Annotated in this window: 21 protein-coding genes; 19 read left to right on the top strand and 2 right to left on the bottom strand. The window is 44.2% G+C overall.

Translation table 11 applies throughout. The features are described from left to right. The first annotated feature begins 82 nt into the window (after nt 1-82). From ATG70_RS16935 to ATG70_RS16890, 10 genes are all read left to right on the top strand, one after another. Nucleotides 83-2191 carry a heterodisulfide reductase-related iron-sulfur binding cluster gene (locus tag ATG70_RS16935; protein WP_098445423.1) on the top strand — a complete coding sequence of 703 codons (2109 nt, stop codon included), beginning with the start codon at nt 83-85 and terminating at the stop codon, nt 2189-2191. 142 nt (nt 2192-2333) lie between these two features. Beyond that, entirely contained in the window at nt 2334-3512 is a 1179-nt protein-coding gene (locus tag ATG70_RS16930; RefSeq protein ID WP_098445422.1) for an acetyl-CoA C-acetyltransferase, read from the top strand. Nucleotides 3513-3526: 14 nt separating this feature from the next. Continuing rightward, nucleotides 3527-4381 (top strand): 3-hydroxybutyryl-CoA dehydrogenase, encoded by an 855-nt coding sequence (locus ATG70_RS16925; protein WP_098445421.1) that lies wholly within the window; start codon nt 3527-3529, stop codon nt 4379-4381. A 20-nt stretch (nt 4382-4401) separates the two neighbouring features. Continuing rightward, entirely contained in the window at nt 4402-5544 is a 1143-nt protein-coding gene (locus tag ATG70_RS16920; protein WP_098445420.1) for an acyl-CoA dehydrogenase, read from the top strand. 138 nt (nt 5545-5682) lie between these two features. Further along, nucleotides 5683-6825: an acyl-CoA dehydrogenase gene (locus tag ATG70_RS16915; protein ID WP_098445419.1), complete on the top strand. Its 1143-nt coding sequence runs from the start codon at nt 5683-5685 to the stop codon at nt 6823-6825. A gap of 8 nt (nt 6826-6833) precedes the next feature. Then, nucleotides 6834-7796, top strand: a complete 963-nt coding sequence (gene meaB, locus ATG70_RS16910; protein WP_098445418.1) for a methylmalonyl Co-A mutase-associated GTPase MeaB — start codon at nt 6834-6836, stop codon at nt 7794-7796. 17 nt (nt 7797-7813) lie between these two features. Further along, entirely contained in the window at nt 7814-8419 is a 606-nt protein-coding gene (locus tag ATG70_RS16905; protein ID WP_098445870.1) for a TetR/AcrR family transcriptional regulator, read from the top strand. A gap of 13 nt (nt 8420-8432) precedes the next feature. Then, nucleotides 8433-11696: a fused isobutyryl-CoA mutase/GTPase IcmF gene (gene icmF / locus ATG70_RS16900; protein ID WP_098445417.1), complete on the top strand. Its 3264-nt coding sequence runs from the start codon at nt 8433-8435 to the stop codon at nt 11694-11696. Between the two features lie 286 nt (nt 11697-11982). Next, a complete protein-coding gene (gene rpoE, locus ATG70_RS16895) occupies nt 11983-12471 on the top strand; it encodes a DNA-directed RNA polymerase subunit delta (RefSeq protein WP_257147742.1) in 489 nt (162 codons plus the stop codon). A 315-nt stretch (nt 12472-12786) separates the two neighbouring features. Continuing rightward, nucleotides 12787-14397 (top strand): CTP synthase, encoded by a 1611-nt coding sequence (locus tag ATG70_RS16890; protein ID WP_098445416.1) that lies wholly within the window; start codon nt 12787-12789, stop codon nt 14395-14397. Nucleotides 14398-14619: 222 nt separating this feature from the next. On the opposite strand, the gene ATG70_RS16885 is transcribed toward ATG70_RS16890, so the two are convergent. Continuing rightward, nucleotides 14620-15150, bottom strand: a complete 531-nt coding sequence (locus tag ATG70_RS16885) for a DUF2529 family protein (RefSeq protein ID WP_098445415.1) — start codon at nt 15148-15150, stop codon at nt 14620-14622. 257 nt (nt 15151-15407) lie between these two features. Here ATG70_RS16885 and ATG70_RS16880 point away from each other — a divergent pair, with 257 nt between their 5' ends. The 9 genes from ATG70_RS16880 to ATG70_RS16840 all read left to right on the top strand — a co-directional run bounded on the left by ATG70_RS16880 (nt 15408) and on the right by ATG70_RS16840 (nt 23760). After that, on the top strand, nt 15408-15776 hold the full coding sequence (locus ATG70_RS16880; RefSeq protein WP_098445414.1) for a response regulator: 369 nt from the start codon (nt 15408-15410) through the stop codon (nt 15774-15776). A gap of 291 nt (nt 15777-16067) precedes the next feature. After that, on the top strand, nt 16068-16931 hold the full coding sequence (gene fba, locus ATG70_RS16875) for a class II fructose-1,6-bisphosphate aldolase (protein ID WP_098445413.1): 864 nt from the start codon (nt 16068-16070) through the stop codon (nt 16929-16931). A 185-nt stretch (nt 16932-17116) separates the two neighbouring features. Beyond that, on the top strand, nt 17117-17770 hold the full coding sequence (gene fsa / locus ATG70_RS16870; RefSeq protein ID WP_098445412.1) for a fructose-6-phosphate aldolase: 654 nt from the start codon (nt 17117-17119) through the stop codon (nt 17768-17770). A 104-nt stretch (nt 17771-17874) separates the two neighbouring features. Beyond that, nucleotides 17875-19164 carry a UDP-N-acetylglucosamine 1-carboxyvinyltransferase gene (locus ATG70_RS16865; protein ID WP_098445411.1) on the top strand — a complete coding sequence of 430 codons (1290 nt, stop codon included), beginning with the start codon at nt 17875-17877 and terminating at the stop codon, nt 19162-19164. Between the two features lie 92 nt (nt 19165-19256). After that, the gene (glpX, locus tag ATG70_RS16860; protein WP_098445410.1) at nt 19257-20225 is read left to right on the top strand and encodes a class II fructose-bisphosphatase; all 969 of its coding nucleotides are present in this window, start codon (nt 19257-19259) and stop codon (nt 20223-20225) included. A gap of 488 nt (nt 20226-20713) precedes the next feature. After that, on the top strand, nt 20714-21979 hold the full coding sequence (rho, locus tag ATG70_RS16855; protein ID WP_098445409.1) for a transcription termination factor Rho: 1266 nt from the start codon (nt 20714-20716) through the stop codon (nt 21977-21979). Nucleotides 21980-22131: 152 nt separating this feature from the next. Continuing rightward, a complete protein-coding gene (rpmE, locus tag ATG70_RS16850) occupies nt 22132-22338 on the top strand; it encodes a 50S ribosomal protein L31 (protein WP_098445408.1) in 207 nt (68 codons plus the stop codon). A 303-nt stretch (nt 22339-22641) separates the two neighbouring features. Then, nucleotides 22642-23259, top strand: a complete 618-nt coding sequence (locus ATG70_RS16845) for a thymidine kinase (protein WP_098445407.1) — start codon at nt 22642-22644, stop codon at nt 23257-23259. A gap of 126 nt (nt 23260-23385) precedes the next feature. Beyond that, on the top strand, nt 23386-23760 hold the full coding sequence (locus ATG70_RS16840) for a hypothetical protein (protein ID WP_098445406.1): 375 nt from the start codon (nt 23386-23388) through the stop codon (nt 23758-23760). 30 nt (nt 23761-23790) lie between these two features. On the opposite strand, the gene ATG70_RS16835 is transcribed toward ATG70_RS16840, so the two are convergent. Beyond that, entirely contained in the window at nt 23791-25125 is a 1335-nt protein-coding gene (locus ATG70_RS16835) for a CoA-disulfide reductase (RefSeq protein ID WP_098445405.1), read from the bottom strand. Nucleotides 25126-25257 lie beyond the last annotated feature (132 nt).

The raw sequence follows: 25257 nt of genomic DNA, 5'->3' as shown, positions 1-25257 counted from the left end.
TTTGGACATTCGGGGAGCACCATCGTTCAAGCAACTTAGAAGCGGCTAAGAAGGAATGACTCGAAAGGAGAGGTTTGCCAACATGGATGTTTTATTGATCGCTAACTGGGTTGCTTTCATTCTTGTAACCGCTTACGCACTGTTTTTGTTTGGGTATGTTGTCAAGACGCGATACGAATACATTAAGCTTGGAAAGAAAGCAGAATTTGATCATTCCATGAAAGAACGACTAGAAGCGATTCTAGTTAAGGTATTTGGGCAAAAGAAATTACTAAAAGATAAGAAGAGTGGAACCATCCATGTGATGATGTTCTACGGTTTCCTTCTCGTTCAATTTGGTGCCATCGATATGATTGTAAAAGGTCTATCGCCGGGGTCACACCTTCCTCTTGGACCGCTTTATCCAGCGTTTACGTTTTTCCAGGAGCTCGTGACGCTCATGATTTTAACAGCGGTAGTATGGGCATTCTATCGTCGCTATATTGAAGCCATTGCTCGATTGAAAAAAGGCTTTAAAGCAGGACTTGTCCTCTTATTTATCGGTCTTCTTATGATTTCCGTCCTATTTGCAGGCGGTATGGAAATCATTTGGCATGATGCAGGTTACTCGTGGAGCGCACCAGTAGCTTCAGGAATTGCGTTCCTGTTCTCATGGATCAATGAAACAGCAGCGATTGCGCTATTCTTCTTTTTCTGGTGGATCCACTTGCTCGTGCTACTAACGTTCATGGTGTACGTACCGCAATCGAAACATGCTCACTTAATTGCTGGTCCAGTGAACGTTTTTCTTGGTCGAACGCACAAAGTCGGTCAGCTTTCATCCATTAACTTTGAAGATGAAAGTCAAGAAACATACGGCGTCAATACGATTGAAGATTTTAACCAAAAGCAGCTCGTTGATCTGTACGCTTGTGTAGAATGTGGCCGCTGTACAAATATGTGCCCTGCTACTGCAACAGGAAAAATACTTTCTCCGATGGATTTAATTGTTAAGCTACGTGATCATCTAACGGAAAAAGGGGCAGCCGTCACATCAAGAACACCTTGGGTTCCAGCGTATGCCTTCTCAAACACAGCTGGAAATCAAATCGCTTACCAATCCCGTGAACAGCAGGAAACAGCTGCAGCAGCAGAAGGACTTGTAAGCGGAGATTTAATTGGGAACGTCATTACGGAAGAAGAAATTTGGGCTTGTACAACGTGCCGTAACTGTGAAGATCAATGTCCGGTTGAGAATGAGCACGTTGATAAGATCATTGACATGCGTCGTCATCTTGTCTTAATGGAAGGGAAGATGGATAGCGATGTTCAGCGAGCAATCACGAACATTGAACGACAAGGTAACCCGTGGGGCATTAGCCGGAAAGAGCGTGAGAACTGGCGCGACCTACGAGACGATATCGTTGTACCAACGGTAAAAGAAAAAGAAAAAGCAGGGGAAGAATTTGAATACCTCTTCTGGGTTGGCTCAATGGGCTCTTACGATAACCGTAGCCAGAAGATTGCTGCTTCTTTTGCGAAAATCATGAATGAAGCAGGCATTTCATTCGCAATTCTTGGAAATAAAGAAAAGAACTCTGGCGATACCCCACGACGTGTAGGAAACGAGTTCTTATTCCAGGACCTTGCTCAGAAAAACATTGAAACGTTCCAGAAGCATAACATTACGAAAATCGTGACGATCGATCCTCATGCTTATAACTCTCTCAAAAATGAGTATCCAGAGTTTGGGCTTGAAGCAGAGGTTTATCACCATACAGAATTATTGTATGACTGGATTAAAGAAGGAAAACTGAAGCCGAAGCACGAAGTAAACGAGAGAATCACCTATCATGATTCCTGTTACCTCGGCCGTTACAACGAAGTGTACGATCCACCACGTGAAATTCTTCGCAGTATTCCAGGCGTTGAAGTCATCGAGATGGACCGCAACCGCGAAAACGGTATGTGCTGTGGCGCAGGTGGTGGTTTGATGTGGACAGAAGAAGACACAGGCTCTCGTATTAACGTAACGAGAACCGAGCAGGCACTAAGTGTGAAACCATCCGTTATCGGAAGCGCATGTCCATATTGCTTAACGATGATGAGTGATGGGACGAAAGCGAAAGAAGTAGAAGAAGAAGTAGCAACACTTGATATCGTCGAGATTTTAGAACGCTCGATTGTTCAAAAGAAAGCCGTTCTCCAATAGACTGTTTGGCAAAGGGTTAGCTTATGCTGGTTTTTACGACCGGCATGAGCTCTTTCCTTTGTTGCTTTGTCGGTAAGGTGAGCGAGCGTTCAGTCGTACGCAATAATGATAGCGTTTTCAAAAAAAGAGAGGAGAGGTTTTTGTGGGCAAAACGGTCATCGTTAGTGGCGTAAGAACGCCATTTGGAAAATTTGGAGGGGCTTTAAAATCAATTGAAGCATCTAAGCTTGGTGGAGCAGCGATCAAAGAAGCGTTAGTTCGCGCTGGAGTTGAGCCAGGAGATGTTGGTGAAGTGATCATGGGATCGGTGCTTCAAGGTGGTCAGGGACAAATCCCATCGCGTCAGGCTGCAAGATATGCGGGTATTCCGTGGGAAGTGAAAACAGAAACGATTAACAAAGTGTGCGCCTCTGGTCTTCGTAGCGTCACTCTCGCCGATCAGATCATTCGCTCTGGTGATGAAGACGTCATCGTGGCTGGTGGAATGGAATCGATGAGCAACGCGCCATACATCATGAAGGATGCGCGCTGGGGGATGCGAATGGGTGACAAACAAGTGGTTGATCTTATGGTCCATGATGGCTTAACGTGCTCCTTTGATGGCTGTCATATGGGCGTTTATGGAAATACGACTGCTGAAGAATATGAAATTTCTAGAGAAGAGCAGGATCGCTGGGCGACAAGAAGTCAGGAGCGAGCAGTAAAAGCGATGGAAGGGGGCATTTTCGCAGAGGAAATTATCCCTGTAGAAGTGCCACAGCGAAAGGGAGATCCTCTTGTCGTTGAACATGATGAGGCGCCAAGAAAAGGCACAACGGAAGAGCAGCTCGCGAAACTAAAGCCGGTTTTCGGTGCTGACGGAACGATTACTGCGGGGAATGCACCTGGCGTTAATGACGGAGCCGGAGCGCTTGTCCTGATGTCGGAAGAACGCGCTTCGAAAGAAGGAAAAGAAGTGATGGCAACGATTCTTGCGCATACGGCCATTGCCGTTGAAGCAAAGGATTTTCCGAAGACGCCGGGGCTTGTGATCAATGAACTTTTAACGAAAGCAGGAAAATCGCTTGAAGAAATCGATCTTTTTGAAATCAATGAAGCGTTCGCAGCTGTCGCACTAACGAGCGGGAAAATTGCTTCTCTTGATGAAGAAAAGGTGAATGTACACGGGGGCGCAGTGGCACTTGGGCATCCAATTGGCGCAAGCGGTGCGCGCATTTTAATAACGCTTATTCATGAATTGAAACGACGTGGCGGTGGCATCGGGGTAGCGGCGATCTGCAGCGGCGGTGGTCAAGGCGACGCAATCATGGTTCAAGTATAGAAGGGAGCATGACAATGGAAATCAAAACAATTATGGTGATTGGTGCAGGACAAATGGGGTCAGGGATTGCGCAGGTGTGTGCAGCTTCTGGCTATACCGTGTATTTAAATGATTTAAAGCAGGAATTTATTGATAGAGGACTCGCAGGAATTGAGAAAAACCTATCGAAGCAAGTTTCCAAAGAGCGAATCACGCAGAACGATATGAATGGAACGATGGAGCGGTTGAGAGCAACGACAGATCTGCAGGATGCAAAGCATGTTGATATCGTCATTGAAGCCGCAGTTGAAAACATGGAAGTAAAGGGAAACCTTTTTGCACGCCTGGATGAAATTGCCGAGAAACATACAATCCTTGCGACAAATACATCTTCCCTTCCAATTACGGAAATTGCGGCGTCAACAAAGCGCCCTGAGAAAGTGATTGGCATGCACTTTATGAACCCGGTACCTGTCATGAAGCTTGTTGAAATTATTCGGGGCTTAGCGACCACGGATGAAAGTTATCAAGCGGTTGAAAAGCTGGCAGTGGATCTTGGAAAAACAGCGGTGGAAGTAAATGATTTCCCTGGATTTGTTTCGAATCGAATTTTGATGCCAATGATCAACGAAGCGATCTATACCGTTTATGAAGGTGTGGCGTCTCCTGAAGATATCGACAGCGTAATGAAGCTCGGCATGAATCATCCGATGGGACCGCTTACACTCGCTGATTTTATTGGGCTTGATACGTGTTTGTATATTATGGAAACGCTTCAAGAAGGATTTGGTGATGACAAATACCGCCCATGTCCGCTACTACGAAAGTATGTAAAAGCCGGCTGGCTCGGACGTAAGACAGGAAGAGGCTTCTACCAATACCAGGATTAACACCACGAGGAGGAACGAGCATGGAGCTTGTATTTACGGAAGAGCAGAAGATGATGCAGAAAATGGTGCGGGACTTTGCGGAAAAAGAAATCGCCCCAATCGTTGAGGAAATGGAAGAGACGGATCGCTTTCCACGCGAAGTGATCAAACGAATGGGCGAGCTCGGTTTAATGGGCATCCCGATTCCAGAAGCATACGGCGGAGCGGAAATGGACTATACCTCTTATATTATTGCGATTCATGAGCTCTCAAAAGTAAGTGCCACGGTTGGCGTGATTCTATCTGTTCATACGTCCGTTGGGACACTGCCGATACTAGCGTTTGGAACAGAAGAACAGAAAAAACGCTACATTCCAAAGCTAGCGACTGGTGAATACCTTGGTGCGTTCGCACTGACGGAACCGAGTTCAGGTTCAGACGCAAGTAGCATGAAAACACGCGCTGTAAAAGACGGAGATCATTACATTTTGAACGGCTCGAAAATCTTCATTACAAACGGTGGCGAAGCAGATACGTACGTCGCCTTCGCTAGAACGAATCCGGATGAAAAAGGAAGCAAAGGCGTGACTGCTTTTATTATTGAGCGTGATATGCCTGGATTTAGCGTCGGAAAGAAAGAAAAGAAAATGGGTCTAAACGGCTCAAATACTGTTGAGATCATTTTCGAAGATTGCCGTGTCCCTGTTGAAAATCGTCTTGGCGAAGAAGGGCAGGGCTTTAAAATTGCGATGGCGAATCTTGAAAGCGGTCGCATTGGAATTGCTGCTCAGTCACTAGGTATTGCAGAAGCAGCGCTGAACTATGCAACGGCTTACGCGAAAGAGCGTCATCAGTTTGGGAAGCCGATTGGGCAGCATCAGGGGCTTGGGTTCAAGCTTGCAGATATGGCAACAGAAGTAGAGGCGGCAAAACTCCTAACCTATCGTGCGGCTGACCTGAAAAACCACGGGACCCCTTGCATGCAGGAAGTCTCGATGGCGAAGCTCTTTGCATCGAAAGCGGCCGTGAAAGCTTCGATTGAAGCAGTTCAAGTTTACGGAGGATACGGCTACACGAAAGATTATCCGGTAGAACGCCTCTTCCGCGATGCAAAAGTATGCGAAATCTATGAAGGAACGAGCGAAATCCAGAAGATCGTGATTAGTCGCAACCTGATGAAATAAAGAAAAGCGGAAGTGACCGTTTAGACCCGTCTGCTGGATCAGAAAAGTCCGGGATATCCATTTTATTGTCCAAAAACCCAATATATTGGCCAAAACCAACTTTTATTGTCCAAACCACCAAAAAGGGAGAGAAATGAGATGAATTTTCAACTATCAGAAGAACATGAAATGCTACGCAAAATGGTGCGTGATTTTGCGAGGAAAGAAGTCGAACCAACTGCAGCAGAGCGTGATGAAGAAGAGCGCTTTGATCGCAAGCTTTTTGATCAAATGGCGGAACTTGGCTTAACGGGCATTCCATGGTCTGAAGAGTACGGCGGCATTGGCTCAGATTATTTAAGCTACGTGATTGCAGTGGAAGAGCTTTCTCGCGTATGTGCTTCTACAGGAGTAACCTTATCCGCTCATACCTCTCTAGCTGGCTGGCCGCTAAATGCTTTTGGCACTGAAGAACAGAAGCAAAAGTTCCTCCGTCCAATGGCAGAAGGGAAGCTTATGGGTGCTTACGGCCTAACGGAGCCTGGATCAGGATCTGATGCAGGTGGGATGAAAACAACAGCGAAGCTTGATGGTGATCACTACATTTTAAATGGATCAAAGATTTTCATAACAAACGGCGGCGAAGCGGAGATTTATATCGTGTTTGCTCAAACAGATAAAGAAAAGCGTCACAAAGGAATTACGGCCTTTATCGTTGAAAAAGGAACGCCAGGTTTCTCTATGGGTAAAAAAGAGAAAAAGCTCGGCATTCGCTCCTCTCCAACGCTAGAAATCATTTTTGAAGATTGCCGTGTACCTGTTGAAAATCGTCTTGGCGACGAAGGTCAGGGCTTTAAGATCGCAATGAAGACGCTTGACGGTGGACGTAACGGGATTGCGGCTCAAGCAGTTGGCATCGCGCAGGGGGCACTAGATGCGGCTACGGCGTATGCGAAAGAGCGTAAGCAGTTTGGTAAGCCGATTGGTGAGAATCAAGGCATCGGCTTTAAGCTAGCAGATATGGCTACAAAGATTGAAGCCGCTCGACTATTAACTTACCAGGCAGCATGGAAAGAAAGTCAGGGTCTGCCGTACGGAAAAGAATCGGCGATGTCTAAGCTATATGCCGGTGATATTTCAATGGAAGTGACGACAGAAGCGGTGCAAGTCTTTGGTGGCTATGGCTATACGAAGGATTATCCAGTTGAGCGCTATATGCGTGATGCGAAAATTACGCAAATCTATGAAGGTACGAATGAAATTCAGCGTCTTGTTATTTCAAGAATGCTGATGGCTGATTAAGAAGCGCTATGCATCCACTCGCAGAACGACTTTCAAAAAAGGATGAGCGAGCGCTCGCTAAAGCCATTAGTCTTGTCGAAAATGATGCTGAGGATAAATTAGAATTGCTGAAGGATATTCATCCGATGACAGGGCGGGCCCACTATATTGGCATGACTGGGTCACCTGGCGCCGGAAAAAGTTCACTCGTGAATCGTCTGATTACGTACTTAAGAAAACAAAACTTTACCGTTGGCGTTGTCGCTGTTGACCCGACGAGTCCGTTTAGCGGTGGGGCTCTTCTTGGCGATCGGGTTCGGATGGCGGAGCATTTTACAGATCAAGGCGTATTTATTCGGAGTATGGGAACAAGAGGAAGCCTTGGAGGACTATCGCGAACGACGAAAGAAACCGTTCGTTTGATGGATGCGTTTGGATTTGATGTTATTTTGATTGAAACGGTCGGGGTTGGGCAATCGGAGCTCGACATTATGAAAATCGCGGATACGATTGCGGTCGTTTTAAATCCGGGTAGCGGAGATGTCGTGCAAGTCTTTAAGGCTGGCATCATGGAAATTGCAGATCTCTTTGTCGTGAATAAAGCGGATTTACCAGGCGTTCCGAAGCTTCTTGCCGAGCTTGAAAGTATGCTCGATCTTGTGAAGCATGATGCACCGTGGCGCCCGCCAATTGTAAAGGCGATCTCTGTTCAGAATCTAGGTCTTGAAAAAGTGTGGAAACGAATGCAGGAACACTTTGAATACAGCAAAGCTTCCGGTGAGCGTGATGCTCGGCGTAAAACGTCCCTTGAGCGTGAAGTGATGGAAGTAGTGCATGCTGAAATGATGAAAAAGCTTATGGAATATGAAGAAACGGAGAAAGGCTGGGTCGAGGAAGTGACAAGTGGTTCCATTGACCCTTACTCAGCTGCTGTAAAGCTGCTTCAGAATTACATGGACGGCAGTCTTGAGAGGAAGGGGATGGGAAGGTGAAGAAGAACGTGCCTTCGATGGTGAAAGATGAGAAGCTGATCCAGAAACGTCGCGAGCAAATGATTAAAGCGGCGGTCTCTCTTTTCAAAGAAAAAGGGTTTCATCGGACAACAACGAGAGAGATCGCTCGTGTCGCCGGGTTTAGCATTGGGACGCTTTATGAATACATTCGAAAAAAAGAAGATGTGCTGTATCTTGTTTGCGACAGTATCTACGATGAAGTGCGCGAGAGGCTCGAAGAACAGCTGAAGCCAGATATAACGGGGATTGAGCGGCTGAGGCAGGCCCTTCATGCATTTTATCATGTCATGGATGATATGCAGGATGAAGTGCTTGTCATGTACCAGGAAGCAAAATCGCTCCCGCGGGAGACGCTTCCCTACGTATTAAAAAAGGAACTCGGTATGGCCGAAATTTTTGAGCGACTGATTGAAGAGTGCGTGACGGAAGGGAAGCTACGCCTGACAGAAGACGAGATCTACGGCGCTGCGCATAACATTCTTGTGCAGGGGCAGATGTGGACCTTTAGGCGTTGGGCGCTGCATTCACATTATTCAATTGAAGAATACACCAAAATGCAAGAAGGATTTTTGATGCAGGCGATCGAAGCCAAAAACGTATAGAGGAGGAACAGCAGTGAGTGTAGTTGAAACGTATAAACCGGTTAACCACGTTCGTTTTGTAACCGCTTCAAGTTTATTTGACGGTCACGATGCATCCATTAACATTATGCGTCGAATTTTGCAGGCAAGTGGAGCAGAAGTGATCCATCTTGGTCATAACCGGTCTGTTGAGGAAGTTGTCAATGCTGCGATTCAGGAAGATGCGCAGGGAATTGCGATTTCTTCCTACCAGGGCGGTCACATGGAGTATTTTAAATACATGTACGATCTTTTGAAGGAAAAGGGGGCTTCTCACGTTAAGATTTATGGTGGGGGAGGCGGCGTCATTATTCCTAAGGAAATTAAAGAACTTCACGCCTACGGAATATCACGTATTTTCTCACCTGATGATGGCAGCGATCTTGGACTTCAAGGCATGATCGACCACATGATCAAGGAATGTGATTTCCCGACATTTAAACAAATTGATAATCAGATTGATCGTTTGCATGAACGTGATCCTCAAGCTGTATCAAGTCTCATTACGCTAGCGGAAAGCTATGGAGGAGAGCGCACAGAAGAGACGGCGGCCGCTGCTGAGCAAGTGTTCGATAAGCTGAAGAATATGGCAACCGATTCACCTGTTCTTGGGATTACTGGAACCGGTGGCGCGGGGAAAAGTTCCTTAACCGATGAGCTTGTGCGACGTTTCATTAATGAATTTGATGATAAAACGGTTGCGATCCTTTCCATTGATCCGACAAAACAAAAGACTGGCGGCGCTCTGCTCGGTGACAGAATTCGTATGAACGCGATTCACAATGATCGCGTCTTTATGAGAAGCCTTGCAACTCGGAAATCAAAAACCGAGCTTTCGCTTTCGATTCGTGAAGCGCTAACAGTTGTGAAGGCGGCTGGCTATGACTTGATCATCATTGAAACGAGCGGAATCGGCCAGGGGGATGCCGAGATCGTTGAAATTTCCGATGTTTCCATGTACGTGATGACAAGTGAATTCGGTGCGCCTTCTCAGCTTGAAAAAATTGATATGATCGACTTTGCTGATTTGATTGTCATTAATAAATACGAGCGAAAAGGTTCTGAAGATGCCTTGCGTGATGTAAAGAAGCAATATCAGCGCAGTCACATGCTGTTTGAGCAAAATTTAGATCAAATGCCCGTCTATGGCACGATCGCCAGTCAATTTAATGACCCGGGAACGAATACCCTTTTTAAAGCATTGGTTGATACCATTCATCGCAAATGTCGCAATGACTGGGCAACAAACATCGAAACGAGTGATATTGTTGAAAAGCTGAATTTGATTATTCCGCCGCAGCGCCAGCAATATTTACAGGATATCTCTGGCTCCGTTCGACGCTATCATGAATATGTTGAGAAACAAGTTCAGCTTGCGCGAAAAGCGTTCCAGCTCCAAGGTACAATTGAGATGCTTGTGAGTGCGGAAGATAGCGATGAGACAATTGCCATGCTAACGAAGATGAAAGATCAAAACACGGACGACATGCATACAGAAACCCGTAAAATCATCGAGAACTGGCCTGAAGTGAAAGAAAAGTATAGCGGAAAAGAGTTTGTGACGGTGATCCGAGAGAAGGAAATCGTGACGGAGCTTACGACAAAGAGTTTGTCTGGCCTTGATATACCTAAAGTTTCTCTACCGAAATACGAGGACTGGGGAGAAATCGTTCGCTGGGTTCTAAAAGAGAACGTACCAGGCTCGTTTCCTTATACAGCGGGTGTTTTTCCGTTTAAACGAAAAGGCGAAGACCCGAAGCGTCAATTCGCAGGGGAAGGAACACCGGAGCGCACGAATCGCCGCTTTCATTACCTTTCTGAGAATGAAGACGCAAAGCGCTTAAGCACGGCCTTTGATTCCGTCACGCTATATGGAGAAGATCCAGACTATCGACCAGATATTTACGGAAAAGTTGGCGAAAGTGGCGTAAGCATTTGTACGCTTGATGATATGAAAAAGCTTTATGCAGGGTTTGATTTGTGTGCGCCTTCGACTTCGGTATCGATGACGATTAACGGCCCCGCGCCAATCATTCTTGCGATGTTTATGAACACGGCTATCCAGCAGCAAATCCAGCGCTTTGAAGAAAAAGAAGGCCGGAAAGCAAACGCCGAGGAGCTTACAAAGATTAAGGCACACACGCTGAGCACCGTTCGTGGTACGGTTCAAGCTGATATTTTAAAAGAAGATCAAGGACAGAACACGTGCATCTTTTCAACGGAATTTGCCCTTCGAATGATGGGAGATATTCAGGAATATTTTATTAACGAAAACGTGCGTAATTATTATTCTGTATCGATTTCGGGGTATCATATTGCAGAAGCTGGGGCCAATCCAATATCACAGCTGGCATTTACGCTTGCCAATGGTTTTACGTATGTGGAATACTATTTAAGCCGCGGCATGGATATCGATAAATTTGCGCCAAATCTCTCGTTCTTCTTTAGCAATGGACTGGATCCAGAGTATACGGTCATTGGAAGAGTGGCCCGCAGAATTTGGGCAACGGTGATGCGCGAGAAGTACGGCGCTAATGCGCGCAGTCAGAAGTTAAAGTATCATGTTCAAACGTCAGGTCGCTCTCTGCATGCGCAAGAGATGGACTTTAATGATATACGCACAACGCTACAAGGTTTAATGGCGATTCATGACAACTGCAACTCGCTTCACACGAATGCATACGATGAAGCGGTAACAACGCCGACAGAGGAGTCGGTTCGTCGGGCGATGGCCATTCAAATGATTATTACAAAAGAGCACGGGTTAACGAAGAACGAAAACCCGCTCCAAGGTTCGTTTATTATCGAAGAATTAACAGACCTTGTGGAAGAAGCCGTTCTTAGTGAATTTGAGAAAATCAATGCGCGCGGTGGGGTTTTAGGTGCGATGGAAACACAGTACCAGCGCGGCAAAATTCAAGAAGAGTCCATGCATTACGAGATGTTAAAGCATAGCGGCGAGCTTCCGATCGTTGGTGTAAATACGTATAAAAATCCGAATCCACCAGCAGAAGAAGAGTGGAACATGGAACTTGCGCGAGCGAGTAAAGAAGAGAAGGAACAGCAGATTACGAACTTAAAGCAGTTCCAGGAAGCGCATTCTGAAAAGACAGAAGAAGCGCTTAATCGCTTGAAGCGTGCCGCTCTTAGTAAAGGAAACATTTTTGTAGAGTTAATGGAAACCGTTAAGGTCGCGAGCCTTGGCCAAATTACAAGAGCTCTTTATGAAGTGGGCGGGAAATACCGTCGTAATATGTAGGCAGTAAAGAACTTGTCAAATGCAAGCGTTCATATTATTGTAGGAGGAAGGACTTCCCTTCCTCCTTTTCGTTCGAAAGAGAAGAGCGTATGGAAGATTAAATCCTGTTATTTCAATAGATTTGTTTGAAAATCGTAGCATAGATTGTGTAAATTTGTTTATAATGAATGGTATGTTTTGCATTAGGGTATAACGAGCAACATGAAACGCGATCGTTTTAAAAGAAATGCTCGTTTTTTTAGTAGCTATTATTCATAGGAGATAATTGAAAGGGAGTGCCGATATCGTGAGTAGCGTAAAACAGCTGTCTGCTGAAGACATTCAAGAAACATCCATGATTGATATTATGTATTTCATCCTGCAGGACGAGAAGAAACCCGTTTCTTTCTATAAACTGATGGACCAGATTGGAAAGATGAAAGGTTTATCTTCCTCACAGCTTCAGGAAATGCTTGCAGAAGTTTATACAAACCTGAACACGGATGGTCGATTTGTAACGCTTGGAGACAACCAGTGGGGTCTAAAAGGCTGGTACCCAGTTGAGCAATCACAAGAAGAGCTAGCAACAACAATCAAGCCTAAGAAACGCAAGAAGTCTGGAGATGACCTTGGTTTCGATGAAGATGATGAAGACGATCTTGAAGATCTTGAAGTTGATGACCTTGACGATTTTGATGACGACGACTTCGATGATGATACAGAAGATTTGGATGATGAAGACCTAGATGATGAAGATGACGACGACGTGGAAGACGACGAAGAAGAAAAGAAATAATTTCTGTCGCTTCTTGACTTTCAGTAGCGAAATCGGTAGAATCATTTTTGGGCTTCACCAAAATACTAAACTAATTTATAGATCCGATATAAAAACAAAAGTGCCCCCCATTTATGGGACAGGTGCCACTTTTGTTTTTTTTTGTTTTTATACTCAAATTGAGAAGCTTTTAGCCAGTAAGAGTGGACCTTCCGTTTAAGTAAAGAAAATTGTATCCATCTGCATGGATTTTATTAAAAAAATAAAATCTCTCGTTTCAGATGAATCCTCTCCCTTTCTAAAAGGGCAGAATACAAACCATGAGGGGGCAGAAAGATGACAGCAAAACATAAGAAGTACATCTTTGTAACAGGCGGTGTTGTTTCGTCACTTGGTAAAGGAATCACAGCAGCTTCACTAGGACGACTTTTGAAAAACCGTGGTGTGAGTGTAACGATTCAAAAATTCGATCCATACATTAACGTTGACCCGGGGACAATGAGTCCTTATCAACACGGAGAGGTATTTGTGACGGATGATGGCGCTGAAACAGACCTTGACCTTGGTCACTATGAGCGCTTCATCGATATCAACCTTTCGAAATACTCGAACGTAACGACAGGTAAAGTCTACTCAACTGTTCTTCGTAAAGAGCGTCGCGGTGACTACCTTGGTGGTACGGTTCAGGTTATTCCACACATCACGAATGAAATCAAAGAGCGTATTTTCCGTGCTGGAAATGAAACAAACGCTGATGTCGTGATTACGGAAATCGGTGGAACAGTTGGAGACATCGAAAGTCTTCCATTCCTTGAAGCAATCCGTCAAATTAAGAGTGATATTGGTAAGGAAAATGTGATGTACATTCACTGTACGCTACTTCCTTATTTAAAAGCTGCAGGTGAAATGAAAACAAAGCCAACACAGCATAGTGTAAAGGAACTTCGTAGTCTTGGCATTCAGCCAAATGTGATCGTTGTTCGTGCTGAGCAGCCGGTTCCTCAAGAAATGAAAGACAAGATTGCTTTGTTCTGTGACATCGATGAGCATGCCGTGATCGAAGCACAGGATGCTGACACGCTTTACAAAGTACCTCTAGCTCTTCAAGAACAGAAGCTTGACGAAATTACTTGTCAGCACCTGAAGCTAAACTGTCAGGAAGCGGACATGGATGAGTGGAACGCACTTGTAGATAAGGTTCAAAACCTTTCTAGAAAAACGAAAATCGCCCTCGTTGGTAAATATGTAGCGCTTCAAGATGCTTATATTTCAGTTGTGGAATCTCTAAAGCATGCTGGCTATGCGTTTGACGCAGACATTGATATTAAGTGGGTAAACTCTGAAGCAGTGACACAAGAGAATGTAAAAGAGCTTCTTTCTGATGTCGATGGTATCCTTGTTCCTGGTGGTTTCGGTGATCGCGGAATCGAAGGAAAGATCACGGCGATTCAGTATGCGCGTGAAAACAAAGTACCTTTCTTAGGTATCTGTCTTGGTATGCAGCTTGCTTCTGTTGAATTTGCTCGCAACGTTCTAAACCTAGAAGGTGCGCATTCAGCCGAAATTAAGCCAACAACGAAATACCCTGTCATTGATCTTCTACCTGAACAAAAAGATGTGGAGGACCTTGGTGGTACGCTTCGTCTTGGTCTTTACCCTTGTAAGCTAACAGAAGGTACAAAGGCTTATGCTGCTTACAATGACGAAGTCGTCTATGAGCGTCATCGTCACCGCTATGAGTTCAGCAACCAGTATCGTGCGCAAATGGAAGAGGCAGGATTCATTTTCTCTGGTACGAGCCCTGATGGCCGTCTCGTTGAAGTCGTTGAAGTGAAAGATCACCCGTGGTTTGTCGCTTCACAATTCCATCCAGAATTCACGTCTCGTCCAACACGTCCACAGCCGTTATTCAAAGAATTTATCGGCGCTTCAATGGCGAATAACTAATTAAAAAAAGGCTCTTTTCTAATAGATTGATGCTTTTGAATCAATTATTGAATAAAAAACCACACTTCGCTAATTGTAGCGGAAGGAGGCTCACCGCCCGCCCCGCGGAAAGCGGGTAGGAGCGGAAATTAACCACTTATCTAAAAGCAACAATATCTACGAAAAGAGCCTAATAAAAAGACATCCTTTTCTACAGAGAAAGGGATGTCTTTTTGTATAGTCTTAAAATTCGTAGCCATGTTCTTCTAGTATTTCCCGAGTGGTTAAATAGAGAGCATGATAAACATATAACGAAGTAAGTAAGGCCGGATAACCTATGCGTTCTCCTTCATCATTTGGAACAAGACCGGTCGTTAATCCGGTGTTAATATGAAAATCGGTGTTTTGCTCAAGGATAGGATCGGATTCTTTTCGCGTAGCGGAAATACCGACGACCGTTGCACCAGTCGCTTTAAACTTTTCCGCATGCTTCGCAGCCGCTTCGTCTTCACTAAGCCTTGAAAATAAAAGGACACAATCATTCTCAGTTAAATCGGCAGGATCATGAAGAATCGCACTTGAGGGAAGCTTTTCAGAGCCGTATACTGCTTCAAGAGCAGCTCCCTGAAGTTCGTTTTCTCCATAGAAATAAACTGTACCACCGCCTGTAATAATTTGAGCAAACAAGCGTGAAATATCTTCAATGATCATTTCATGCTGATCCTGAATCCCTTTAAATTTACCCATTAACTGAGTCGTGAAAATCTTAAGCATTGGATCACTACCTTTCTGTTTTTTTTTATGAAAAAATGAAAGCTAATTTTGTGTCGATCTGGGTATAGGTATACAAATGAATGGCTAGCGAAAAGGAGGTGGGATGAGCGAATACATTTTACATGTATAACCGGTCACTATTATAACGAAACTGTTCAACACTTGCGAATATCAGCCCTCAATGTATAATCAGGAAGGGATTCGCGATCTTTAAGCGAACTTAAACATAAGACTAACGGAAAAGTAGGTGCTCACATATGAATGAAAAAATCTTAATCGTAGATGATCAATACGGTATACGCATCCTTCTTAACGAAATCTTTCAAAAAGAAGGCTATCAAACATTCCAGGCAGCAAACGGCGTTCAAGCACTCTCAATCGTAAAAAGTGAGGATCCTGACTTAGTTATTCTCGATATGAAAATCCCAGGAATGGATGGGCTAGAGATTTTAAAGCGAATCAAAAAAATGGAAGCAAGAGCGCTTGTTATCATCATGACGGCATATGGCGAATTAGACATGATCCATGAAGCGATGGACTTAGGGGCAATAACGCATTTTGCGAAGCCTTTTGACATCGATGAGATTCGAGCAACAGTCAAAAAAGAATTAGCATCGCTTTCATAACAAAAGGTAACGCTTACATAAACAAATCCTATTAAATCAGGCTTTTTCCCCTTCTATTATAGAAGTGATATGCTATAATAGAACCGTGTTTTTGGATAAATTGTAGACCAAATGAATTCAGATTAGCTGAAATTTCTTAAGCTGTGGCATACATAAAAACACCACGTTTGTGCCATCTTGTAGAAGACAGTTTTTTCTGGATGCATCTGCATGCTTCAATAACAGGTATTCGTTATTAAGATGTTCCAGGTCAGACCTGGCAATTTTAAATTAGATTGAGGAGGATTTATCATGCCTTTAGTTTCTATGAAAGAAATGCTCGAAAAAGGTAAAGCAGAAGGCTACGCAGTTGGCCAATTTAACCTTAACAACCTTGAGTTCACTCAAGCGATCCTACAAGCTGCACAAGAAGAACAATCACCAGTTATCCTTGGTGTTTCTGAAGGTGCTGCTCGTTACATGGGCGGATTCAAAACAATTGTTACAATTGTAGAAGCGCTTATGGAAGAGTACAAGGTTACAGTACCAGTTGCGATCCACCTTGACCACGGTTCTAGCTTCGAGAAGTGTATGCAAGCAATCAATGCTGGATTCACTTCTGTTATGATCGATGGTTCTCACTACCCTCTAGACGAAAACATCGCACTTACTTCTAAAGTAGTGGAAGCTGCACATGCAGTTGGTGTTTCTGTAGAAGCTGAGCTTGGACGTATCGGCGGACAAGAAGACGATCTTGTGGTTGAAGACGCTGATGCTGCTTACGCGATTCCTGAAGAGTGTGAGCGCCTTATCAATGAAACTGGTGTAGACTGCTTCGCACCTGCACTTGGTTCTGTACACGGTCCTTACAAAGGTGAACCTAACCTAGGATTCGACCGCATGGAAACAATCAGCAAAATGACTGGTGTTCCTCTCGTTCTTCACGGTGGTACTGGTATTCCAACAGCTGACGTTAAAAAAGCGATCAAATTTGGACATGCTAAGATCAACGTTAACACGGAGAGCCAAATTTCTTCTGCTAAAGCAGTTCGTTCTGTACTTGAAGAAAAGCCAGATCTTTACGATCCTCGTAAATACATGGGACCTGCACGCGATGCAATTAAAGAAACAGTAATTGGCAAAATGCGTGAATTCGGTTCTTCAAACAAAGCATAATCTTCTTAAAATCGGATCATCAAAACCGCTCTATTATGAGCGGTTTCTGATTTCCGTTTTTTAATCCCCTACCTACTACCTTGCGACTATTTTTCATTTATTTACAACCAAATCTGCTAACGCAAAACAAAATATGTTAAAATTTTTCTCGTAAACGCTTTCTAAATTAAAGGAGGACGAATGCAATGAAAATTTTCATAGATTCCGCAAACTTAACTGACATTAAAGAAGCACATGATATGGGTATCGTTTCAGGTGTAACAACGAATCCGTCCCTCGTTATGAAAGAGAAAGTGAATTTTCACGATCGTCTTCGTGAAATTACTAGCCTTGTAGCTGGATCGGTTAGTGCTGAAGTGGTTTCCACTACAGCTGAGGAAATGATTGAAGAAGGTAAACAGCTTGCTGAAATCGCTCCAAACATTACAGTGAAAGTACCAATGAACCGTGAAGGAATGAAAGCAGTTAAAGCATTCTCTGAAGCTGGTATTAAGACTAACGTAACGCTTGTTTTCTCTGCGAACCAGGCATTGCTTGCAGCACGAGCTGGTGCTTCTTACGTCTCACCATTCCTTGGTCGTCTTGATGATATCGGTCAAAATGGTCTTGATCTTATCTCTGAAATCTCTGAACTGTTCGCGGTGCATGGCATCGAAACTGAAATCATTGCTGCATCGATTCGTCACCCTATGCACGTAACAGAAGCTGCCCTGCGCGGAGCTGACATTGGCACAATGCCGTTGAAAGTCGTGCTTCAGATGCTTGAGCACCCGCTAACAGACAAAGGAATAGATCAATTCCTTACTGATTGGGAAGAAGCGAAAAAAGCAAACGAATAAAATGAACGAATTGGCATGAACTTCCTGTTTTTGCCCATACTATTCTTATGAAGTATCATGACAGAATGAGGAACATACGATGCGGACGAAGAAGGGAGACCGTTATGGAAAAGTTGATGATCGCTGGAGGCCACCGTTTAAGTGGAACCGTTCAGGTGAGCGGGGCCAAGAATAGTGCGGTAGCATTAATCCCGGCGGCTATTCTAGCAGATTCCACTGTCACTATTGATCACTTGCCGAACATTTCTGACGTTGGGATTCTCCGTGATTTGCTTGAGGAAATCGGGGGACAAGCTGAGCTAAATGGAAATACATTAACTGTAAATCCTAAAGATATGATTGCGATGCCGCTGCCGAATGGCAAAGTAAAGAAGCTACGTGCTTCTTATTATTTAATGGGTGCGATGTTAGGTCGTTTTAACAAGGCGGTTATCGGACTTCCGGGCGGATGTAATCTTGGACCACGTCCGATTGACCAGCATATTAAAGGATTTGAAGCGCTTGGCGCAAAAGTAACGAATGAACAAGGGGCCATTTACCTTCGTGCAGATGAACTAAGAGGCGCTCGCATTTACCTTGATGTTGTAAGCGTTGGAGCGACGATTAACATTATGCTTGCAGCGGTTCGTGCGAAAGGTCGTACCGTGATTGAAAATGCAGCTAAAGAACCTGAAATCATTGACGTTGCCACACTTTTATCAAGCATGGGCGCAAAGATTAAAGGGGCTGGAACGGACGTTATTCGAATTGACGGCGTGGACGAGCTAACCGGCTGCTATCATTCCATTATTCCTGACCGCATTGAGGCAGGAACATATATGATCATGGCAGCTGCGATGGGTGATGAAGTTGTGATCGACAATGTTATTTCTCAGCACTTAGAATCGCTTATTGCGAAACTACGTGAGATGGGTGTACAAGTCGAGACAAATGAAGATCAAGTTTTTATTCGTTCGCCGCGTGAAGGTTGGAAAGGCGTTGATCTTAAAACCCTTGTTTATCCAGGCTTCCCAACCGATCTTCAGCAGCCGTTTACTTCGCTCTTAACAAATGCTGAAGGTAGCAGTATTGTAACCGATACGATCTATAGTGCAAGATTCAAACATATCGATGAACTACGTCGAATGGGTGCGAACGTTAAGGTTGAAGGACGTTCTGCCATAATTAATGGCGCTGTGAAGCTCCAGGGAGCAAAGGTGCGTGCTTCAGATCTACGTGCTGGTGCAGCCCTTGTTGTCGCTGGCCTAATGGCTGAAGGCGTCACGGAAGTCTCAGGACTGGAGCACATTGATCGTGGCTATGAGCGACTCGTTGAGAAGCTTAGCAATCTTGGTGCGCGGGTTTGGCGTGAGAAATTAGACCAAGAAGAGTTGAAAGAAGTAGAAAGTTCTTAAATTAGCAGAAATGGTGGTGAAAACCACCATTCTGTTATCTCTATTTTGAAAGCGTTTTACTAACGTTGCGCACCCCGGGGGAGGAAAGCATGATGGAAAGAAGTTTAACGATGGAACTTGTCAGAGTCACAGAAGCTGCTGCGCTCGCTTCAGCACGCTGGATGGGAAGAGGCAAGAAAGAAGAAGCTGATGATGCCGCGACCACGGCAATGCGGGATGTGTTTGACACGGTACCGATGAAGGGAACGGTGGTTATCGGGGAAGGGGAAATGGATGAAGCCCCGATGCTTTATATCGGTGAAAAACTTGGAACTGGTTATGGTCCCCGCGTAGACGTCGCGGTTGATCCTCTTGAAGGAACCAATATCGTAGCAGCAGGAACGTGGAATGCACTCGCTGTGTTAGCGGTAGCTGATCACGGCAATTTGCTGCATGCACCTGACATGTACATGGACAAAATTGCGGTCGGACCGAGAGCGGTTGGCAAAATCGATATTAACGCTTCCGTTTACGATAATTTGAAGGCGGTTGCTGAAGCGAAAGGAAAAGAAATTGAAGACTGTGTGGCGGTCATATTAGACCGCAAACGGCACGAAAAGATTATAGAAGAAGTTCGTGCTGCAGGCGCTAGAATTAAGCTTATTTCTGATGGAGATGTGGCAGCGGCAATTAACACGGCCTTTGATGACACAGGCGTTGATATTTTATTTGGGTCTGGTGGTGCCCCTGAAGGTGTACTTGCAGCCGTTGCATTGAAATGTCTCGGTGGAGAAATACAGGGTAAACTTCTCCCTCAAAATGAAGAAGAGTTGAAACGATGTAACGAGATGGGAATTCATGATGTTTCCCGCGTTCTTTACATGGAGGATCTCGTAAAAGGGGAAGATGCCATTTTTGCGGCAACTGGCGTGACAGATGGCGAATTATTAAAGGGTGTTAGATTCCAGGGAACTTCTGGTACGACCCAATCGGTTGTTATGCGCGCAAAGTCCGGTACTGTTCGCTTTATAGACGGAAAACACAGTTTAAAAAAGAAACCAGACCTTGTCATTCGTTCTTAAAAGTTCATTAGACGTACATGATTCAACACCACAAGTATCATTTCATGTTGAATATTTTTTAGGAATCTGGTAAAACTATAAGGTGCTGTATTATTTCCTATTACTATTCGCTCAACATCGTTGAGTGGAAAAGTTGATTTTTGGCTCAAATGTCGTCATTCGCGTAGTGGACCACTTGTCCCGATTTAGTTAATGGCGAAAATGAGCCAAAAATCATTAAAGAAGAACATGTTCAAGAGTAACGATTGCTAAGCAACACCTTCGTTGTGCACTTCCTCTACTCTCACTTAAGAGATTCCTGAATGGATCACATACTAGCCTCTCACAGGGTCTCAACAAACTCTTTCTCTCTTTCTTTATTATTCATAATCAAAAGGACGATCTGTACACAACATACCTCTGTTGTTTGAATGAACCTTTTGTGCACTTATTTCATTTTCCAATCATTTGGGTAAAACCCATAATCATTTAAAAAGTGTGGTGTCAACATGGCAGTAAATATATCAGAACTAGAACAAATGACATTAAAAGAGCTTTATGAACAGGCTCGATTATACAAAGTCTCTTACTATAGTAAGTTAAACAAACGAGAGCTTGTTTTCGCTATTTTAAAAGCCCAGGCAGAGCAATCAGGACTTCTGTTCATGGAAGGGATTCTTGAAATTATTTCGTCTGAAGGATTTGGTTTCCTTCGCCCGATCAACTACTCGCCAAGCGCAGAAGACATTTATATCTCGGCATCTCAAATTCGCAGATTTGACCTTCGTAACGGGGATCGCGTTTCTGGTAAGGTGCGTCCTCCAAAAGAAAATGAACGCTACTACGGACTTTTGCACGTAGCGGCAGTGAACGGGGAGGACCCTGATTCTTCGAAAGAACGCGTCCATTTTCCAGCGCTAACACCGCTTTATCCTGAGAAGCGCATGAATTTCGAAAACAAATCAGGCAATCTGTCTACTCGCATCATCGACATGATTTCACCAGTTGGGTATGGGCAGCGTGGTCTAATCGTAGCGCCACCTAAAGCTGGTAAAACGATGCTTTTGAAGGAAATTGCTAATAGCATTACAACGAACCATCCTGAAACGGAATTAATCGTTCTTCTCATTGACGAGCGTCCTGAGGAAGTGACGGATATTGAGCGTTCCGTTGATGGCGATGTGGTTCATTCAACGTTTGATGAAACGCCAGATAACCATATTAAAGTAGCTGAGCTTGTGCTCGAACGTGCGATGCGATTGGTTGAGCATAAGAAAGATGTTGTCATCCTTTTGGATAGTATTACACGTCTTGCTCGTGCCTATAACCTCGTTATCCCACCAAGTGGACGTACGCTTTCCGGTGGTATTGATCCTGCAGCCTTCCATCGTCCAAAACGATTCTTTGGTGCGGCGCGAAACATTGAAGAAGGTGGAAGCTTGACGATTTTAGCAACAGCGCTAGTTGAGACAGGTTCACGCATGGATGACGTCATTTATGAAGAATTTAAAGGAACGGGTAACATGGAGCTTCATCTAGATCGTCGTCTCGCAGAACGCCGTGTCTTCCCTGCGATTGATATTCGTCGCTCTGGTACGCGTAAAGAAGAGTTGCTTCTTCCAAAAGAACAGCTTGAAATGCTTTGGACGATACGTAAGAGCATGGATGACTCCTTTGAATTCGTGGATAATTTCTTAAAGCGTCTGAAGAAAACGAAAGAAAATCGTGAGTTTTTCGACCTGTTTGAGAAAGAAAAAAGCGGTTCTTCCAGGTAAAGAATGAAGGTGTTTCGTCACAAGATGATCAATTGCATTGTCTGGAACACCCTGCTATAATACGTCTATGTGTGCAGAAGCTAAAAGGCACTGCCTTTTAGCTTCATTTAACTCTGTTTCCTCAGGAATCAGGGCGGAAGGAGATGAAATTCATGAAACAAGCGATTCATCCTGGTTATGAAACCATTAAGGTAAGATGTGCTTGCGGTAACGAATTCGAAACTGGTTCTACAAAACAGGACGGCGTGAGCGTAGAGGTTTGCTCTGAGTGCCATCCATTCTATACTGGACGTCAGAAGTTCAATGACGCTGGTGGACGCGTAGATAAGTTTAGAAAAAAATACAACCTAAAAGGTTAATGATAGAACAGGCAAGTTTTTACTCCTTGCCTGTTTTTTAACTCAATGAAGCAAGAAATGATCATCATGCAGAGCTACTTTGCACATATTTGTAGGAAGAAACGGTTCGAACAAACCATTGTTCACTCGTTTCTTCCTATGAAGGATGATTTTTAAGATGGGCGAAGCCTTTTTAAGCGAATACGAGTGATTGCTTCTTGTAAGCACTCTACGATCAATAATTGGATGAAAGTATACGCAAAATAAGGACTGCGCTGATCAGTCATTTTTTTATGCTTATGCTGGGAAAGGAGAAGCGGTTGAATGCATGTTATGAAGTACAGCGGCTGGATTGAGGTTGTTTGCGGGAGTATGTTTTCCGGGAAGTCTGAAGAATTAATTCGTCGTGTAAGACGAGCGACTTATGCCAAACAAAAAGTTCAGGTGTTTAAACCAAAAGTGGATAACAGATATAGCGAAGAATCTGTTGTATCTCATAATGGAATGTCCGTCATCGCTGTTCCGGTTGATCATTCACAGGCGATCCTGGACCGCGTTGCAGAAGATACGGATATGGTTGCAGTTGATGAAGTGCAGTTTTTTGATGAAGGCATTGTTGATGTAACGCAACAGCTTGCGGATGAAGGGGTTCGTGTGATCGTTGCAGGACTGGATCAGGATTTCCGCGGTGAAGCTTTTGGACAAGTTCCAAAACTTTTAACGGTTGCAGAATCCGTCACAAAGCTTCAAGCGATTTGTGTCGTGTGTGGTTCTCCAGCAAGTCGTACGCAGCGTCTTATTGATGGCAAGCCTGCTCATTACGAGGATCCGATCATCCTTGTCGGTGCATCTGAGTCTTATGAACCGCGCTGTCGTCACTGTCATAAAGTGCCTGGGAAGCCGACGGCACGGGATCATCAAGAACAAGAAATCTCAAAGTAAGTCCGGGAAACCGGGCTTTTTTTGTGCTTTCGAAATAGTGGATTCGTAACGAAAGGATAAGAAAAGCGCTGATTTGAATCTAACCATCATTTGTTGGGCACCTTAAAAACAGGAGGTGACCGACTGATGAGAAAGATAACCTGGATGATGCTTGTGTTTCTGTTGCTTGTATCAGCCTGTTCGCCACTCAAGCCGCCAGAAGCAAATGGACAGGCGGGAGAAGGTCAAAATTTAAATACCGATATTAATCTGAACCCACAGTCCTATCGGAATATGAGCGTGGACAAGCCAACGATTAGTGACGATCAAGATAAAATTCGAGAGGTAGTCGAGGCAGAAGGTTTCGATGCTGGATTGATTTCGATTACAGGCAACCATGCGTGGGTAAATGTTAAATTTACGAATAAACAAGAAGCCGAACTAAATAATCAGAAAAAAACGCTTGCTGCTAAAATTTATCAAGCAGTGCCAAGATACAAAATACACGTGCGAGCAAGATAAACCCTCTCATCAACGAGAGGGTTATTTTTATTAATGCTGTGCTCGTCTTGCTGCTTGTTGCAACGGATCCCAAACGCTGTTGTAAGGTGGAGCGTAGGCGAGGTCGAGGTCCTCGATGTCATGTAACGTCATTTGATGATAAAGAGCAGTCGCAAGTACGTCAACGCGCTTATCCACGCCATACTTTCCAATAAACTGCCCGCCAAGGATGCGCTCGTTATCATCTCGGAAAATGATTTTGACACAAAGCTCTCGTGCATCAGGGTAGTATCCAGCGATATCTGTCGCTTCAGTAGAACAGCTAGCGAACGGTAAGTTTAGTTCTTCTGCTTCACTTGTTGAAAGCCCTGTCCGACCAAGCGTTAAGTCAAAGAATTTAATAACAGAAGTACCGACAATTCCTTTAAACGTATTCGGCTGTCCGACCATATTTAGTCCTGCAATACGTCCCTGTTTATTTGCTGTCGTCCCTAGAGGAACAAAGTCATCACGTTCTTTGACACGATGGTAATGTGTCGCACAGTCTCCAGCGGCATAGACGTCTTCTTTACTCGTTTGCATGTAGCGATTCACCTGTATTGCCCCGTTAGAAGCGGTGTGTAGCCCGCACTCCTTAAGGAAACCTGTATTAGGCTTTACTCCAACAGAAACGAGAACGAGATCTGCTTCATATTCTCCTTTATCTGTTACGATCTTTTTCACGCGCTTTTCACCTTTAAAAGATTGCACGCCTTCGTTTGTATGAACGGCAACCTCGTTTCGCTCTGCCTCATCATGAATCATCTTCGCCATGTCTTCATCAAAAATGCTAGCGAGGTGCGGCCCTAGTTCAATGATGCGCACATTTTTACCAAGTTCACGGAACGTTTCAGCCATTTCAAGTCCGATGTAGCCCCCTCCAATAACCGCAACGTTTTTAACGGAGTCATCCAAATCATTGATTACCTTCTCAGCATCCGGAATCGTTTTTAATGTATGTATTCCGTTAAGATCGATTCCTTCCCAATTTGGTTTCACAGGACTAACCCCTGTCGCGATCAGCAGCTTATCGTATTTTTCGGTAAAATGTTCGCCGGACTTTAAATTGATTCCTTTTACAATTTTTTTATCGGTATCCACATTTGTTACTTCATGATACACACGAGCATCGATGCCATACTTCTCTCGAAACGTATCGACAGATCTAGCGATAAGTTTTTCAGTGGATTCAATTTTTCCGCTAATGACATAAGGGAGGCCGCACTGCCCATAAGAGTAGATATTCCCCTTCTCAAGCGTCACAACTTCCGCTTCCTCATCATTTCGAATAATTTGCATTGCTGCACTCATACCAGCTGCATCGCCGCCAATAATGACGAATTTCATGTTCAAACCGCCCCTTCCGGAATCGTTCATTTTTACTAACCTACTTCCAGTTTACCCTGAATAAATCAAGTTCAAGCTATTTTTGCTTTTGACCTGTGAAATGTCCTATACTATAATTAGAATGTTATGCAA

Origin of the sequence: Bacillus sp. es.036 (assembly GCF_002563635.1) — a bacterium.
Classification (GTDB): domain Bacteria; phylum Bacillota; class Bacilli; order Bacillales; family Guptibacillaceae; genus Guptibacillus.
The sequence above is the reverse complement of the archived record's forward strand: the minus strand, read 5'-3'. Positions and strand labels throughout refer to the sequence as shown.